Raw genomic sequence first — 15646 nt, 5'->3', positions numbered from 1 at the left:
CCATTGCCATCTGCTCTACGGTATCGGGAAGCTTTTTTCGGCCAAGTGGACCAACAGAACAGTCCGCGTGTCCAGTCTTCAATGCTTCGCCGGCTCGTACTCCGGCGCCCAACGCTTCAGGCCTGCGCGTACGTCGTCGTCACTGACCGGTCCCGTTTGCGCCAACCACTGTGTCAATTCGTCCAGGAAGCTCTCTGTGACGGGCCGCGAACGTGCGATGCGCAGCTTGGGGTGAGGTGTCTCACGGGTTTCCTCGGCGTCGGCCAGGAGTTCTTCGTACAGCTTTTCGCCCGGACGAAGGCCGGTGAACTTGATCTGGATTTCGTCTTCGGTATAGCCCGACAGGCGAATCATGTTGCGCGCCAGGTCTACGATCTTGACGGGGTCCCCCATGTCGAGCACGAATATCTCGCCGCCCTGCCCCATGGAAGCCGCCTGCAGCACAAGTTGTGCTGCTTCCGGGATGGACATGAAATAACGGTTGATATCCGGGTGGGTGACCGTGACCGGGCCGCCACGGGCGATCTGTTCGGCAAACTTCGGGATCACGCTCCCGGTGCTGCCCAGCACGTTGCCGAAGCGGACCATTTCCATCTGCGTATGGCCTTCGGCAAAGCAATGCAGCGCTTCACAGGTCATCTCGGCCAGGCGTTTGGTGGCACCCATCACGTTGGTCGGGTTGACAGCCTTGTCAGTCGAAATGAGCACGAAGCGCTCGGCGCCATGGCGCTGGGCGCAACGTGCGACCTGCAAGGTCCCGAGCACGTTGTTGCGTACCGCTTGCCACGCGTTGGCCACCTCCATCAATGGCACGTGCTTGTAGGCGGCTGCATGGAATACGAGTTGCGGCTTCCAGGTCGAAAATACCTCGTCCATCCGGATGCCATCCTTGACGTCACCTGCAAGCGGGATGATTTCGACGCCGGGCTGCTGGACACGGAACCACTGCTCGATGTTGTAGAGCGCGAACTCGCTGGCTTCCACCAGCACCAGCCGTGCCGGCGCAAAGCGGGCAAGCTGGCGGCAGAGCTCGCTGCCGATGGAGCCGCCCGCACCAGTGATCAGCGCTGTTTTGCCGGTAATCATCTCCTTGACGTGATTCGAGTCGATTTTCACCGGCTCCCGGCCGAGCAGGTCCTCGATGTCCACAGGCCGCATCGCATTGATCGCCACCTTGCCGCTCATCAGGTCTTCCAGGCCGGGCACGGTGAAAACCTGGGCGCCGGCGCGGATGGCGACGTCGGTCGCATGTTTGAGGGCTTCGCCGGCTGCAGACGGCATGGCCAGGATCACATGGCTGGCCTTGTGGTCCCGCAGAATCCGCGGCAGCGATTCGACATTGCCGGCGATGGGGCGGCCGTGCAGTTCCAGCCCCTGCTTTGACGGGTTGTCGTCCACCAGCGCCACGACTCGCCAATCCGGGCTGCGTTCCAGTTCGCGAACCAGCATCGCGCCACCGGTGCCGGCGCCGACGATCACGACGGGCTTGCCGGCGGCCATCAGGCCGCCATAGATGCGATGTTCTTTCCACATGCGCCATGCAGCGCGACCGCCGCCCATTATCGCCAGAAGCAGGAGCGGATACAGCACGAGCAAGGAACGCGGAATGGCAGGGCCTGCACCACGGTCAAGCGCGAGCATGACGACAAGCGCAAGCGACGACACCAGGACCGCCTTCAGGACCCGCTTCAGATCGGGGAGGCTGGCAAAAATCCACATGCCGCGATACAGGCCGGCCCAGCGGCAGGCGATGGCATGAATTGCCAGCAGGATGCCCAGCCCCACGATGATCTTTTCGTTGTAGCTGGAAGGCCATTGGAAATTGAAGCGGAGCAGAAAACCGCCGACCCATGCCACAAAGACGGCCAAGAGGTCGAACAGGAAGACAAGTACGGAACGCGCAGTGGTATTCATTCGAAGAACGTTCGCTCAGTCAAGCTGCGGCTGAGTTCATGACCTTGGTCAGGGCGCCACAAGCCAGCTTGATCTCGGCTTCAGACAACCCGGGATGGACGAGAAACATCAGGCTCGTTTCACCAAGCTCTCCGGCGATTGGCAAACGAGTCTCGGGGCGCCAACCCGTGTTGTCGAAAGCTTTCTCCAGATAGACCTCGGAGCAGGAACCGGAGTAACAAGGTACGCCCAGTGCGTTGATGTCCTGCAGGATGCGGTCGCGGCTCCAATCGGGTTTCAGTGCCTCTGGCTCGATGAATACATAGCACTTGTAGGCTGCATGCTCGATCTCTGGCGGGAGCGATGGGACTCTCAACCCCGGCAAGGTACACGCCGTATTCCAGATGGCGCGCGCATTCCGCAAGCGTTCATCATGCCAGTCCTGCATGCGCCGCAACTGGATACGGCCGATGGCGGCCTGGACTTCCATCATCCGCCAGTTGGTGCCGAAGCTCTCATGCAGCCAACGGAAACCAGGGGGGTGCTCCCGCTCGTAAACAGCTTCCCAGCTTTTGCCGTGATCTTTGAAGGACCACATTTTCGACCAGAGCTCATGATCATTGGTGGTGACCATGCCCCCCTCTCCCCCGGTGGTCATGATCTTGTCCTGGCAGAAAGACCACGCGCCGACATGTCCGATCGATCCTACTGAGCGCCCCTTGTAGCGGGCTCCATGCGCTTGTGCGCAATCCTCGACCACGAACAGATCGTGTTCAGCCGCCAGCGCCATGATCGGATCCATATCACACGGCCAACCGGCTAGATGCACGCAGATCACCGCCTTCGTCCGTGGCGTCAGGACGGTTCGCACGGTATCGGCAGTGATGTTCTGTGAGCTCCGATCGACGTCTGCAAATACGGGTACAGCTCCTGCATTGATGATGCTCGACACTGATGCAAGAAAGGTTCGTGGAGTGACAATCACCTCGTCGCCGGAACCGACTCCCAGTGCTTTCAACGCCACATCCAATGCGACCGTGCCATTGGTCAGCGCCACTGCGAACTGAGTGTCGGCCCAGGTGGCAAACTCTTTCTCGAACAACCGGCATTCCTGGCCGGTCCAGTAATTCACCTTGTTGGACAAGATCACATCGCGGGCTGCATCAGCCTCTTCCGTTGAGAAGTTCGGCCAAGGGGAAAAAGGGGTGTTCAGCACTGTTCAGTCCTTGTTCATTGGTCTTGCCGGATTGCCGACTACAGTTACGCCGGGCGGCACGTCTTTTGTGACCACCGCGCCCATGCCGATAACTGCGCCGCGGCCAATCACCAGTGGCTTGCCTGGGCGTCCTTGTCTGATCACTGCGCCGGCACCGATGTAAGCATGATCCTCGATCACAATGTTGCCGTTGCACTTCACGCCCGGTGCGAAGGTAACGAAGTCGCCAATTACACAATCATGTTCCACATAGCTGTATAGGTTGGCATGGAAGTGCCTGCCTATCCGGATGTTTGAGGTGATCGTCACAAAGGGGCTCAGTGCTGCACCTTCACCGATCTCCACCTCATCCATCACAACCATGTTGGTTGCTGCTACTGTCCATGCATGTACGTCGTGCGCTGCGCAGTGCGCCGCCAGGCGCTCCCGAACCAAGCTGTTGGCGATAGCCAATACTGCATGGCGCTCACTCGCGGGTTCGGAAACGAAGTCGGCGTATGACAGCACTCGTTGCCCGTTTACTATGCTGTCTCTTACGCCGTCATCTACGAATACCAGTCGGTCCAGCTTCACTCCCAGGCGGCGCAATTGCTCACGTGCAAGGGGCATGATCCCCCGGCCGCAACCACTTGCACCGTACACAGCATAAAGAGGCGAATTCACGGCCCTTCCTTTAGCATGTCTCGTTGATTTAGCGAGCTCTGCATCTCAACAGGCATTGCGGAGCATCACCATGTACTGTCAAATGTCTTTGTCGTGCGAACCTGTGAACTTGGGCATCGTAGCTTCACCTGCGGCACTAATTCCCTCACGTACGAACACCTTCTTCACCGTGAATACCAGAATTCTCAGATCCAACCAGAACGACTGATTGTCCACGTACCACACATCCAGGCGAAACTTCTCCTCCCAGCTCAGTGTGTTGCGTCCGTTGACCTGGGCCCAGCCAGTTACACCCGGGCGTACCTCATGCCTACGTGCCTGGTCGGACGAATACAGTGGTAAGTACTCCATCAGCAGCGGACGTGGTCCTACCAAGCTCATGTCGCCCATGAGTACGTTCCACAGTTCCGGCAACTCATCCAGGCTGGACGAGCGCAGGAAGCTGCCGAAGGGAGTCATCCGTTCAGCGTCAGGCAAAGGTTGGCCACCCGGGCCAACGGCGTCGCGCATCGTGCGGAACTTGATCATCTGGAACGGCTTGCCATGCAGACCAGGACGAATCTGTCGGAAGAATACCGGGGAGCCGAGTTTGCGGCGGATCGCCCATGCCAGCAATATAATCACCGGCGACAGTGCCATTAGCACCAGTGCCGATGACAGGACATCGAAAAACCGCTTGATCATTGAATTCCCATCTCTTGAAGCATGACATCATTTACTCGATGGACGTCATATTTGCTCTCTACAATTTGTCTGGAGCGCTGCCCCATACGGGCGGTGAGTTTGGGGTCCTCGATGAAGCGCAACATGGCATTGACGAGTTCATCGACCGCCTTCACCGGCACCAGAATACCGTTATCGCCATTGATTACAGTTTCCCGACAGCCCGGTGCATCGGTGGTGATGATCGCACGTCCCATAGACATAGCCTCGAGTACTGTCCGCGGCGTGCCTTCTCGATAGGATGGAAGTACATAAATGCTGCAATCGGCGATGGCGGATCGGACATCGTTCAGCCGGCCGCGATACTCGATCACTCCTTCCGTTATCCATGCTTCTAGTTCGTCGTTCTTGATTGCATCGGGGTTTTCGTCGATCCAGCCTACTAGGCTGAAGACTACATCCGGATGCTGGGCACGAATTCGACGGGCCGCTCCCACATATTCGCGAACACCCTTGTCACCAAGTAACCGCGCAATGAGCAAGAACCGGCAATGGGGCGGTAGTGGCGCTACTGTAAAAGCGGCAACATCCACACCGGATCCGTTAACGACGCATGAAGGTACCTCGGATGGGAGCAAGTCCAGCTGTCGGAAAAGTTTTTCATCATCTGGATTCTGGAAAAAGACCTTGTGCGCGTAGCGGAGAGCCAACGCGTACAGCTTTTGTACCAACGAACGCAGAAAACCCCGCTCCCTTTCAGTCTGAAAGGTGTAGCCCAAGCCTGTGATTAAAGCAAATCGTTGGGGAGTACGTGCGACCCATGCTGCAAGTGTGCCATAGATTACTGGCTTGATTGTGTAGCCGAGAACGCGCTGAGGGCGAATTTTCCGCATTAAGCATGCTAGATGCAGTAGTAGGCGAAAATCCGACACCGGATTGGTTCCGGTACGGTATAGCGGGATTTCGTGCACCGTGATGCCACGTGCTTCGAGTTTCAATCGTATCGGATTGTGAGGAGGTAGGTCTGGTGCAGCTACATGAACATCTTGTCCCTTGACAATCAATGCATCAATCAAGGAGCCCCGGAAATGCAGCAATGAATCGGGGAAGCTCGCTATCAATAGAAATTTCACCTCTATTCTTCCTGAAGCCATGCTTGAAACATCAGTACATCCCATAAGTGGTGTTGCCAGTTTCGTCGCCCGTTCAACGTGTTCTGCCCAGATATGTCGGATCGGCTCCGGTCGAAAGAAACCTTGCGCCTTCAGCTTGCCTTCATCCAGCAAATCCTCGGCCCAGTCACGCAATGAGCCGCGTAACCAGCTATCCAGCGGAATGCCAAAACCCATCTTAGGGCGCTCGATTAAATCCCTTGGGACATGGCGGTATAGAATCTGCCGTAATAGCCACTTCCCTTGGCCGTCACGGATCTTCAAGCCAATGTGCATTCGCCAGGCCAACTCAATGACACGATGATCAAGCATCGGCACACGTGTCTCCAGACTATTTGCCATTGCAGCCCGATCAACCTTCACCAGAATGTCATCAGCCATGTAAGTCTGTGCGTCCATCGCCATCATCCAGTGCTCCAGGCAATCGGTCTCCGGCCAGGCTTTTCGGTTGGTCAGGAGCGTTTGTGGCTCAAATGCACCAATTACTACATTTGCTGGATCTTTCCAGTGGCTGGTGAGTTGCCGGTAGAATGCGTGGCCATCCGACAGCGTGAGCACGTCAGCCAACTTATGCGCCTTGTCGCCCGGGGTTGCGAGGTGCAATCTCTTTGGCATCACTGGCTTGATTAGTTCGAAAACTTGATCCCACGCCGATGGCGAGAGGGTTTGAAGCAATCGGGCGGCTATATGGCGGACGCTGTTGGGCAGATACTGCATCTTTTCCCAAACCTTGCGCGCCGAAAGATAGCGATTATACCCACCAAACAACTCATCCCCGCCGTCGCCACTTAGCGCAACCGTTACATGTTGTCTGGCCAACTGGCTGACAAGAAAGGTAGGAATCTGTGAGCTATCACTGAATGGCTCACAATAGATCGCTGGTAACTTTGGGATTAGCTGCAGAGCGTCCTCGGGGTGTACATAGAGTTCTGTATGATCGGTCTGTAAATGAGTCGCTACTGCCTTGGCATGAGCAGCCTCATTGTATCCCGATTCATCGAAGCCAATGGTGAAGGTCCGAACAGGGCGCTGACTCTGTGCCTGCATCAATGCAACAATTGTGCTGCTGTCGACTCCTCCACTCAAAAACGCACCAAGGGGAACGTCCGCAAGCATCTGGTCAGCGATACTTTCGGATATCTGCCGCTGTAAAATAGAAATCGCTTCGTCTTCGCTGCCTGAAAATGGATGCTTTATTCCATTTTCGACTGCATTATTCATGCTCCAATATTGTTGAGGTTGTTCTGATCTGGTGAGACTTGCATTGTCTAAACGAATGTTGAGAAAATGACCAGGCATTAGCTTGGAAATACCCCGATAAATACTGTATGGGGCAGGGATACAGTTGTGCCTGAGCAGAAGTGCAAGTGCGTTACGGTCGACTTCGCCATTGAAGGCCGGGTGAGCCTTCAATGCCTTGAGTTCGGAACCGAACAGTAAGGTGCTGCCTTGCCATCCGTAATACAGTGGTTTCTCGCCCATCCGGTCACGTGCGAGTGTAAGCACGTTGTCATGGCGATCCCACAAAGCAAGTGCAAACATGCCGACTGTCGCACGCAGTGTTTTATTGATCCCCCACATTGAGAAGCAGGCCAGCAAAGTTTCTGTATCGGCGTGCCCCTGCCAATCTGGAGCCCTTGCCTGCGCAGATAACTGTTTGCGTAACAGCAAGTGGTTGTATATTTCACCGTTAAATGCGATGACGTAACGTCCGCACGCCGAATGCATTGGCTGATGGCCAGCGGGTGATAGATCGAGAATGGACAAACGACGGTGTCCAAGGGCCAGCCCTAGCTCTTGATCGAACCAGATGCCAAAATCGTCTGGCCCTCGATGACTAATCCTGTTGGTCATGTGCTCGATTGAATCAACGAGAGACACTAAACGGGATTTTCCTTGATAAAAACCAGCGAAGCCGCACATGGGAGCCTATTCGGAAACTAAATTTGTGAAGATGAGTATATTCTAAACCTGATTGCGGGTGGTGCCATTAATGTAGGTGTTGACTCTTAGCTGCTCGGGAAGGAAGCTCGCTTTCGTCGTTTATCGGGATTGCTTCTAACTGCCTCAATTTGTTAGCGGCTCCATTAGAATTTGTCATGGAAAAAATGAAACCGAATGCCCACCATAGCCAGAATGCAGGCTGTCTTCCGTAAAAATGGAAGGTTATTTGTGCAAGTAGTGCAATATAGAATGCAAAAATAATCCATTTTTCTTTCTTAAAAGCGTTCGCAAAGAAAAGTAGAAGCAGCAGTAGAAGGCTCAAAAATCCAAAAAGACCATATGCAGACCCCCAGTCTATGAGGAAGTTATGTGCTTCCATGCCGGAGTAAGGTCGCTCAAGGCCACTATAATGCCCCGGCCCATGCCCTAAGATGGGTGCTTCGGCCCAGGCTTCAATGCCGTTTTTCCAAAGGGAAAGGCGGATTGAGCCTTGCCCTTCTTGGCTTCCTGGCGCATTGCCTGTAAATAATAGAAAAGCTATAGGTGATATTGCGAGGACGAAAATAGAGACTAGTAGTGATCTAGTGAGCACGAAATTCAACGTGGCTCTGATGGTTCCCTCAAGTTTGCAGCCTGAAAGCATCAAAAACATTAGCGCAAGAGCCCAAGAGACAAGTAGGCCCTTGCCAATGATGAAGAAATTCAATAATACGGCCGCAGCGATTTCGAAAATGACACTGGTACGCCCTTTGGTTCCTTTCATGTACGAAAAAAGAGAAAAGAAAGGGATGGGAAGCAGAAAAAGAGCAAGTTGATTAGGATTGTTAGATAGGGCGGAAAAGCGGCCTTCCACTTCTCCTGGAGTTATCCATTCTGGTTGACCGATGAGTAGTTGCCAAATGAATAGAATCCAGCAGATCAATAGTGTGATGCGGCAGTAAGAAGACGCTATTCCGACGGCCCGTTGGCCGCGGCAGCGGTCTAAAAAAAAGAGCGCTAGAATAATTCCGAACGGTATTGCAGTTGCGTTGGGTAGGCCAGCGAGAATCAGTTCGGAGTCTGAGTTAAGAAGTTGGAAATAAAAGCTTGTAAATATCGCTAAAAGCAGCAGTAGGAAGGCGCTAGCAATGGACCGTTCTTGTGTATTGCTATTTGATCGGAGAGGGAGTAAGAATAAGAGAAAAAGAAGTGCTGCAATATCGCTGAGTCGAGCGCCGAATATATTGACAGCTGTCGCACTTGTAAGAAATAGAATGCCGGCCTGAATTGATGGGGGGATCATAAGAATGGAGAGCTTAGGCCCCGATCTCGGGTGTCAGCAAGGGGAGTGCCAGCAACGATACGGCACAGAAAAAGAAAGAAATCGCGCGAGCCCTCAGAAACTCCCTTGCAGCGGCGTAACCAGTTGCGTTGTCCGCATCGATCATCCTGGCGAGCCTTGGTTCAACCCAAAGAATGGCTATAAGAGTGCCAAGCATACTAACGAGTGGAACAAAAGAGATGATTAAAAGCCGGCTATGTGGTAAAGAAAAGCATAGCCCGTATGCGATGACGACCGATACGAATTGAATTCCGAGCAGTATTGCCGTAATGCCGCGAACAGGAATGGCGCATTTGCTATTATTAGTACCAAAGGCCATTTTTAATTGCTTTAATAAAGGAAGTTCGTTGTGTGAAATGCCGCCCATAAATGAATCTGTGATTTTTATGTTTGCTAAGACTAAAGAGAATCCTGCGCCGAGTAGTAAAACGGCAAAGTAAACATAAACATAAACTTGGATGCTGGAAATATTCTTTTCAATTACAATGGAAATAATTATTCCATAAAGTGCGACGAAGCCCCGGGATGAAATGCCGAATATGTTTGCTAGACTTATTCCAAGCATATGGCGGCCTAGGCTTGAGAAGTTATATTTTATGAATGTTGCTATTGTTTCACATAAAAGATGAAGGAAAAAGAATAGCGCCGCCGCCGGTAGTGCTAACTGATTCATGTTTTATTTATATCCAATCATTAACTGTCTTCATTTATTGATCTGTGACAGAACGATTCGGCAGGATATTTTTGTCGTGCCGAACAAAGTTTTAATGCTGGTGTCCACTTAGTTTGTGTAACGTCTTTTTTAGTTGTGAAAATTTACAGGCTTGCCATACTATCTACTGCAATGATTGGTTTCTCGGTATCGGTTGTTTGTCAATAAAGGCGGATGAGGTAGTAAAATTAGCTCGCTATGAGGCGGGTTAATTTTGGCTGTGAAATTAATTTCAGGTGTTTATACAGTATCTGAATCGGCGTAAGAAATAAAAAAATCGCCAGGATGTATGTCGGAAATCAAGGTTTTGGATGTGTCTTTTACACCAAAGAAGAGTTTTATCGGCTGAAGGGAGCGGGGTAGCTTTCTGAAGCCTTGCGTCATGTACAAAGCATATGAATCTGTGTTGTCAAAGCTCCACGCCAGCGTTACGTCTGTACCCTGCTTCTTCATGTTTTTAAGTGCCGACTGAAGTGCAAGTTTTGTTGCTAGTGGGGCCTCCGGGTCGTGCACAACGTCCATTATGTAACCGATCGTTCCGCCATGTTTTTTCCGGATAGTTGATACGCAGAGCGCTTCAAGTACGCCGTTCTTGTGTACTGCGATGATCTTGTAGTCTTTGCGTGGGCAGTCTGCATAGCGCCAGTTCATGTACTGAGAAGTACGGTCGATTGTGACTTTATTTCGTGCTGTACTTCTTTCCCAAAGTTGATCATAGGTTTCGTCGAAACGAGAAATCGCAGAAACAGAATAATTTTTTTCTGGGGATGGTTTCTTTTCGATAGAGAAAGGGCCCGAAAAAATATTAGGGATATCCAGGTTGAATTTGCCTTTAGTGATTCGCCTGATAAGATAACCAAAATTCATTACCTTAATAAGGAAGGGAGGGGCTCCTAGCTCTTGCCAGTCGAGTTTTCCGAAAAATCCTGGCCCCGAGCTGCTATTAGGGAAGCCGTATACGAACTGAATATTTTTCTCTGTGCAGCGATTGTAAACGGCTTTGGCTAATAGAGTGAACAGACCTTGGCCTCTATGATTTTTGTCGGTGAGAGTGTCCAGAGATTGTGCAGCTAGAATTCGCTGTCCATTCAGCAGGAAGGGTACGAGGAAAATACTGTATACCGCAGCATCTTGGCCATTAGGTGCAACTGCGAAAGCCGTTATATGCCCCCCTCCAGGGGTATCTAAATACTGCCAAGAAAGATCGGCCCTCGATTTATAATTGTCATTTCGTTCGAATATCGCTGCAATTCGATCAATCGAGGTAATGCCATCTGAAAATTGGATTTTGTATGAATTATTCATGTGCAGCTCGCCATTGATTCATTGTCAGGATATTCAAATTTCCTTGATCTCGGTGCTGAGTGGCTATTCTCAGCATGTAATCTAGTTTCTCGGAAAGTGTCGGGTCGGTGATGAAATTATGTGGATGGCTATAGAAGTGCACAACACGATTGTTGTGGATGGCAAATTTAAGAAGGGATTCAATGCGAAAGTTTGTCATGCTCTTTGGAACGAGTTTTCTGGCGCCAAGGGCAGCGTTAAGAAATTTTGCTGCGGGAATTACGGAAAGACCAGATGGGTCCTTATTCGCATGTCCGGTCGGAAGAGATGGTCGGTCAAAAGGAAAGAATTCTGCAGCGTATCGCGATAGCTTGCCGCTTTTCCCACTTTTCGTTTCCCAAGAATCTATGTTTCTATAGCCGAGGTATCCGGCATTGGCTAGTAACTCTTGAAAGCCAATAATGTTTCTCGGAAAAATGAGATTCTCCATTGGGATGGATAGTTGGCTAAAGACTTGTTGAGTAAGAGAGATGTCTGACAGGACAGCTTCGATGGGGGTCGAGCCTTCAGAGTAAGGCAGGTGTGTTCCTCCATGGCTACAAAGCTCATGATCGCCCTCATCGCGGATCATTCTTGAAAGAGCCTCGTCGCACCACCCTTCCGTTATTCCTGCGGAAATCTGGTTGATAGCGGGTGCTAGCCAGTTCTTCCCTTGATGTTCTAAAGTGCGAGTTGTGTTGAGCCAATCCTTTAGGTCAGAGCTCCTCATGCATAATGCGGCAACGAAGGCGAAAGTTGATTGCACGTGATACTTTTTGTGCAGATCAAGAATGGTTCGGTATGCTTTGCGGAGGGTTTCGTGAGTGATGAAACCCAATCGCGACATTGGGCTATCAGCAATGCCCCACTTTCCCTCGCAGTCAAAAGATAAGATTAATGTTCCTGTTGTCATATGGTGTTGAGCGAAGTTAGATAGGGGAGGGTTTCAAAGCGCGGCGTGTCCCATCAACACGAGGATTGTGCAAGATCTTTCTCTTTGTCCAAGCCGCATGCGTGTTTCCTCAGATGAGTTTGCTGCTAAGGGGCGCTGCGCGCTTTGGGTTTCGCAACGAACTCCATTAAAATTGCCAGTATTAACGCGGCTATGATGCCAAATATTGTTGATGCGACAATTGTGAGAGCTTTTTTAGGTTGTGATGGTTTGGCTGGTGCAGTGATCGGGCTCAATAGTTCAGTTGGGCGAGTCTGTGGCGGCAGCATCTGCGCTGATAGGCTTAATCGTTCTGCACCCTGCTGATCCAGTGCGGCGGTGATCGGGCCGCGTTCGATCATTACTAGTGAGGCTTGCACACTGTCGCGGGCCTTGAGTTGATCCACCAGTGCGGTGATGTCCGAATATTGTTGTTGCAATGCTCGGCGTTGTTCGTCGAGGTTCTTCAGTCGTTCGGCGATGGGCTTGATATTCGCTTCGTACATTACCGAGTGAGCCTTGATTACGGTATCAGTGACCTCTTCGAGCAGATGTGCTGCATCTTGTGGAGCATCGCCCTCGGCAGTCAGCTGAATGGTAGTCGTGACGCCTTTCTCGGCTCTTGCTCCGGTGATGAAGGGGCGGTTACGTTTGATGCCATCGGCAATATCTTCTCCATACTGAGCAAGGATGCGGGAGGAGAGTTCTTCGGCGTTCTCGAGGACGATATTCTCGTGGAGCCCGCCACTGCCTCGCACTTGGCCGATGCGCAGCTTGACGCTGGCTTCATAGACGGGAGGCTTCAGGAACGCATATGCAGCCCCTGCGGCAAGACAGACAAGCAGGCAGGCTAGGATGAGCGCTTTACGTTTGGCGAGGATCTGCCAGAGTTCGTACAGGCTGATCTCTTCATCGACCTGGGGTTGCGGAGTTGGCTGGCTGTTCTGCATGGCTGGCTATGGCTGTTGACAAGGCGGCATTATCGCACTGCCCTGACAGTTCCTGAACCCTGTAGCCGTAATGAGATTTTTCCTGGCCAGATCGTACTGCGTTTGTTGCCGCGAATGACGGATGGATCGGTTCGATCGCTGTCGGGGGGATTTCGGCTTCTAGACTTGCCTACGGTTCTGGGTTGTCAGTGGTTCGTCAGATCGATGCCGACTCGCTGTATGTGCTCGAGCAGCGCCGGGTTGTCGATCTGGTGTCAGAGGCTCAGGTCGATCTTCCGCGGCAGCTTGAGCAGTTCGCCGATTTTCATGTCCAGCCCCAGCGTAGGGGCGACGAGGCAGATGTCGATGTCGGAGGCTGGCCGGTGCGTGCCTTTGGCGGCGCGAGCCATACAGCAGGATGCGCTCGACGCCGGGGGGTACGCTCAGTACGTCAATTGCCTGAGTGCGGTGCCAGGCAGGCCATAAGTGGAGGTGGTCGTTGTGGTCATGGTGTTCCAGGCGAGCTCGTGGGGGAACTCGAAGGCCTAGATGAGGCCTCCACCGCAGCACTTATTCGGTTAACGACTTGTCGCGCGTGTAGCGCTGCACCCGTGCGATTGCGTCGCACATGTGTTCCAGGTAGTCGCCCAGCCGTAAAGCCTTTTTGTTCATACGGCACTGGCTTCCTGCAGTATCTGGTTGCGGAACTTGAGCGGTAGGGCTGCGGGAGTGAGGACATCGACTGGTACGCCGAGTTTGGCTTCGAGCTCGACCTGGATGTGCGCGATATCGAGCAGCGATGTGTCGTGGGCCGGGGCGACGAGCAGATCAAGATCGCTTTCCTCCGAGTCGTCGCCGCGGAGAGCCGAGCCGAACACGCGTGGATTGCTGGCCCGGTGAGCCGAGACGATTCGCCTAATCAGCTCCCGGTTTGCCTCCAATGCAGCAGAGGGTTTCATGTTGTGTCTCCTGAAACGGCAGTACTGCCTTGAACGTGCGCAGATGCTTGCCGTCCATTGTCGGCCACCGCCGCCGCTGGCGGCAAGGCTGGCCACGTTATAATCCGCGCTCCCGCGCCGGGCCTGCGGTGTCCGGCGGTCACCCTCTTCACGCAGGAACGACTACCTTGGCGCTCACCATCCTCGGCCTTTCCGGCGCGCTCACCCACGATCCCTCTGCTGCGCTCTACATCGACGGCAAGCTCGTCGCTGCGGCGGAAGAAGAACGCTTCGTCCGTGACAAGCATGCCAAGAACCGCATGCCCTACGAGTCGGCGAAGTTCTGCCTGGATTTCGCCGGCATCAAGCCGGCCGACGTGGATGTGGTGGCGATTCCGTTCGCGCCCATCAGCCTGTTCGGCAAGGCGCGCTGGCACTACGCCAAGCGCTACTGGTACGCGCCCGATCGTGGGCTGGATGCGATCCTGGCCGGCAACCGCCGTTTCCGCCGCTACAAGAAGCGCATCCAGTGGTGCCTGCAGCAGCTCGGCTTCGACCTGAAGAAGGTGAAGATCGAGCCGGTCGAGCACCACTTGGCGCATGCCTCCAGCGCTTATCACCTCTCGGGTTTCACCGAGAAGACCGCGGTCATGGGCATCGACGGCAAGGGCGAGTACGCGACCACCTTCTTCGGCTACGGCGAGAACGGCCGCATCCACAAGATCAAGGAGTTCTACGACCCCGACTCGCTCGGCGGCCTCTACGGTGCGATCACCGAATACCTCGGTTTCGAGATGCTCGACGGCGAGTACAAGGTGATGGGCATGGCGCCCTATGGCGACCCGACCAAGTACGATTTCTCGCGTCTGGCGAAATTCGAGAATGGTGAGCTGATCATCGACACCGACTACGCCAACGTGATCGGCTTCCGCCGCTACAAGGAGCAGGGCAAGGGCTACTACTTCTCGCCCAAGCTGATCCAGTGGCTCGGCCCGATGCGCCACGGCGACATCGCCGACGATCCCTACATCCATTACGCCGCGAGCATGCAGAAGCTGTTCGAAGATCTCGCGCTGCAGATGATGGAGCACTACCTGGGCGACATCCTGCGCGAGACGGGCCGGCTGGCCTTCGCCGGCGGCGGCGCGCTCAACGTCAAGCTCAACCAGAAGATCATCGCCCGCCCGGAAGTGAAGGAGCTCTTCGTTCAGCCGGCTTCGGGCGACTCGGGCACTGCGGTGGGCGCGGCCTCGTATGTGTCGGTGCAGCGCGGTGTGCCGGTCGAGAAGATGGAGCACGTCTATCTCGGTCCGCGCTACACCAACGAAGAGGTGATTGCTGCCTGCGCCAAGCACCCGTCGAAGCCGCGCTGGGAACTGATCGCGGACGGCGATACCGCCGTGCCGCAACGCATCGCCCAGATCCTGGCCGACGGCAACCCGGTGGCCTGGTTCCAGGGCCGCATGGAGTTCGGCCCGCGCGCACTGGGCGGGCGCTCCATACTCGGCTGCCCGAGCGCGGCCGGCGTGGCCGATCGCATCAATGAACAGATCAAGTTCCGCGAACGCTGGCGCCCCTTCTGCCCCAGCATGCTCGACACCGTGGGTCCGCAGATGCTGCAGACCGAGCACCCCGCGCCCTTCATGACCTTCACCTTCGAGGTGGCGGAGGAGTGGAAGACGCGCGTGCCCGAAGTGGTGCACGAGGACGGGACCGCCCGCGCCCAGGTGCTGAAGCGCGAGTTCAACCCGCGCTACTACGACCTGATGAAGGAACTGGAAAAACTCACCGGCAACGGCGTGGTATTGAACACCTCGCTCAACCGTCGTGGCGAGCCAATGATCTGCTCGCCGATGGATGCGCTGAACATGTTCTTCGGCTCGGATCTGCAGTACCTGATCATGGAAGACGTGCTGGTGGTGAAGGAAGGCGCGGCCTGAC

13 protein-coding genes are annotated in these 15646 nt (G+C 54.0%); 1 reads left to right on the top strand and 12 read right to left on the bottom strand.

What is annotated here, in order from left to right; genetic code table 11:
- Window positions 1-78: 78 nt before the first annotated feature.
- From QM748_RS14155 to QM748_RS14100, 12 genes are all read right to left on the bottom strand, one after another.
- Window positions 79-1914, bottom strand: a complete 1836-nt coding sequence (locus tag QM748_RS14155) for a polysaccharide biosynthesis protein (RefSeq protein ID WP_415247568.1) — start codon at window positions 1912-1914, stop codon at window positions 79-81.
- 19 nt (window positions 1915-1933) lie between these two features.
- On the bottom strand, window positions 1934-3109 hold the full coding sequence (locus tag QM748_RS14150) for a DegT/DnrJ/EryC1/StrS family aminotransferase (protein ID WP_415247567.1): 1176 nt from the start codon (window positions 3107-3109) through the stop codon (window positions 1934-1936).
- Window positions 3110-3112: 3 nt separating this feature from the next.
- Window positions 3113-3772 (bottom strand): NeuD/PglB/VioB family sugar acetyltransferase, encoded by a 660-nt coding sequence (locus tag QM748_RS14145; RefSeq protein ID WP_415247566.1) that lies wholly within the window; start codon window positions 3770-3772, stop codon window positions 3113-3115.
- Window positions 3773-3850: 78 nt separating this feature from the next.
- On the bottom strand, window positions 3851-4456 hold the full coding sequence (locus tag QM748_RS14140; protein ID WP_415247565.1) for a sugar transferase: 606 nt from the start codon (window positions 4454-4456) through the stop codon (window positions 3851-3853).
- Window positions 4453-7530, bottom strand: a complete 3078-nt coding sequence (gene asnB, locus QM748_RS14135) for an asparagine synthase (glutamine-hydrolyzing) (RefSeq protein WP_415247564.1) — start codon at window positions 7528-7530, stop codon at window positions 4453-4455. The genes QM748_RS14140 and asnB overlap by 4 nt, the downstream gene beginning before the upstream one ends.
- A 67-nt stretch (window positions 7531-7597) precedes the next feature.
- On the bottom strand, window positions 7598-8833 hold the full coding sequence (locus QM748_RS14130; RefSeq protein ID WP_415247563.1) for an O-antigen ligase family protein: 1236 nt from the start codon (window positions 8831-8833) through the stop codon (window positions 7598-7600).
- Between the two features lie 13 nt (window positions 8834-8846).
- Entirely contained in the window at window positions 8847-9545 is a 699-nt protein-coding gene (locus QM748_RS14125; RefSeq protein ID WP_415247562.1) for a hypothetical protein, read from the bottom strand.
- Between the two features lie 279 nt (window positions 9546-9824).
- The gene (locus QM748_RS14120) at window positions 9825-10889 is read right to left on the bottom strand and encodes a GNAT family N-acetyltransferase (protein WP_415247561.1); all 1065 of its coding nucleotides are present in this window, start codon (window positions 10887-10889) and stop codon (window positions 9825-9827) included.
- Window positions 10882-11820: a hypothetical protein gene (locus tag QM748_RS14115; RefSeq protein ID WP_415247560.1), complete on the bottom strand. Its 939-nt coding sequence runs from the start codon at window positions 11818-11820 to the stop codon at window positions 10882-10884. Before QM748_RS14115 ends, QM748_RS14120 begins: the two co-directional genes overlap by 8 nt.
- A 125-nt stretch (window positions 11821-11945) precedes the next feature.
- Complete coding sequence (locus tag QM748_RS14110) at window positions 11946-12788, bottom strand: Wzz/FepE/Etk N-terminal domain-containing protein (protein WP_415247559.1); 843 nt, start codon at window positions 12786-12788, stop codon at window positions 11946-11948.
- 254 nt (window positions 12789-13042) lie between these two features.
- Complete coding sequence (locus QM748_RS14105; RefSeq protein WP_415247558.1) at window positions 13043-13177, bottom strand: hypothetical protein; 135 nt, start codon at window positions 13175-13177, stop codon at window positions 13043-13045.
- Between the two features lie 258 nt (window positions 13178-13435).
- Window positions 13436-13726, bottom strand: coding sequence for a nucleotidyltransferase family protein (locus tag QM748_RS14100; RefSeq protein ID WP_415247557.1), 291 nt, complete (start codon window positions 13724-13726; stop codon window positions 13436-13438).
- Between the two features lie 167 nt (window positions 13727-13893).
- Between QM748_RS14100 and QM748_RS14095 the strand changes: the two genes are divergently transcribed.
- Window positions 13894-15645: a carbamoyltransferase gene (locus QM748_RS14095; RefSeq protein WP_415247556.1), complete on the top strand. Its 1752-nt coding sequence runs from the start codon at window positions 13894-13896 to the stop codon at window positions 15643-15645.
- Window position 15646 lies beyond the last annotated feature (1 nt).

Source organism: Thauera sp., assembly GCF_047601425.1.
GTDB lineage: Bacteria > Pseudomonadota > Gammaproteobacteria > Burkholderiales > Rhodocyclaceae > Thauera.
This window is presented reverse-complemented; position numbering and strand designations above follow the sequence as displayed.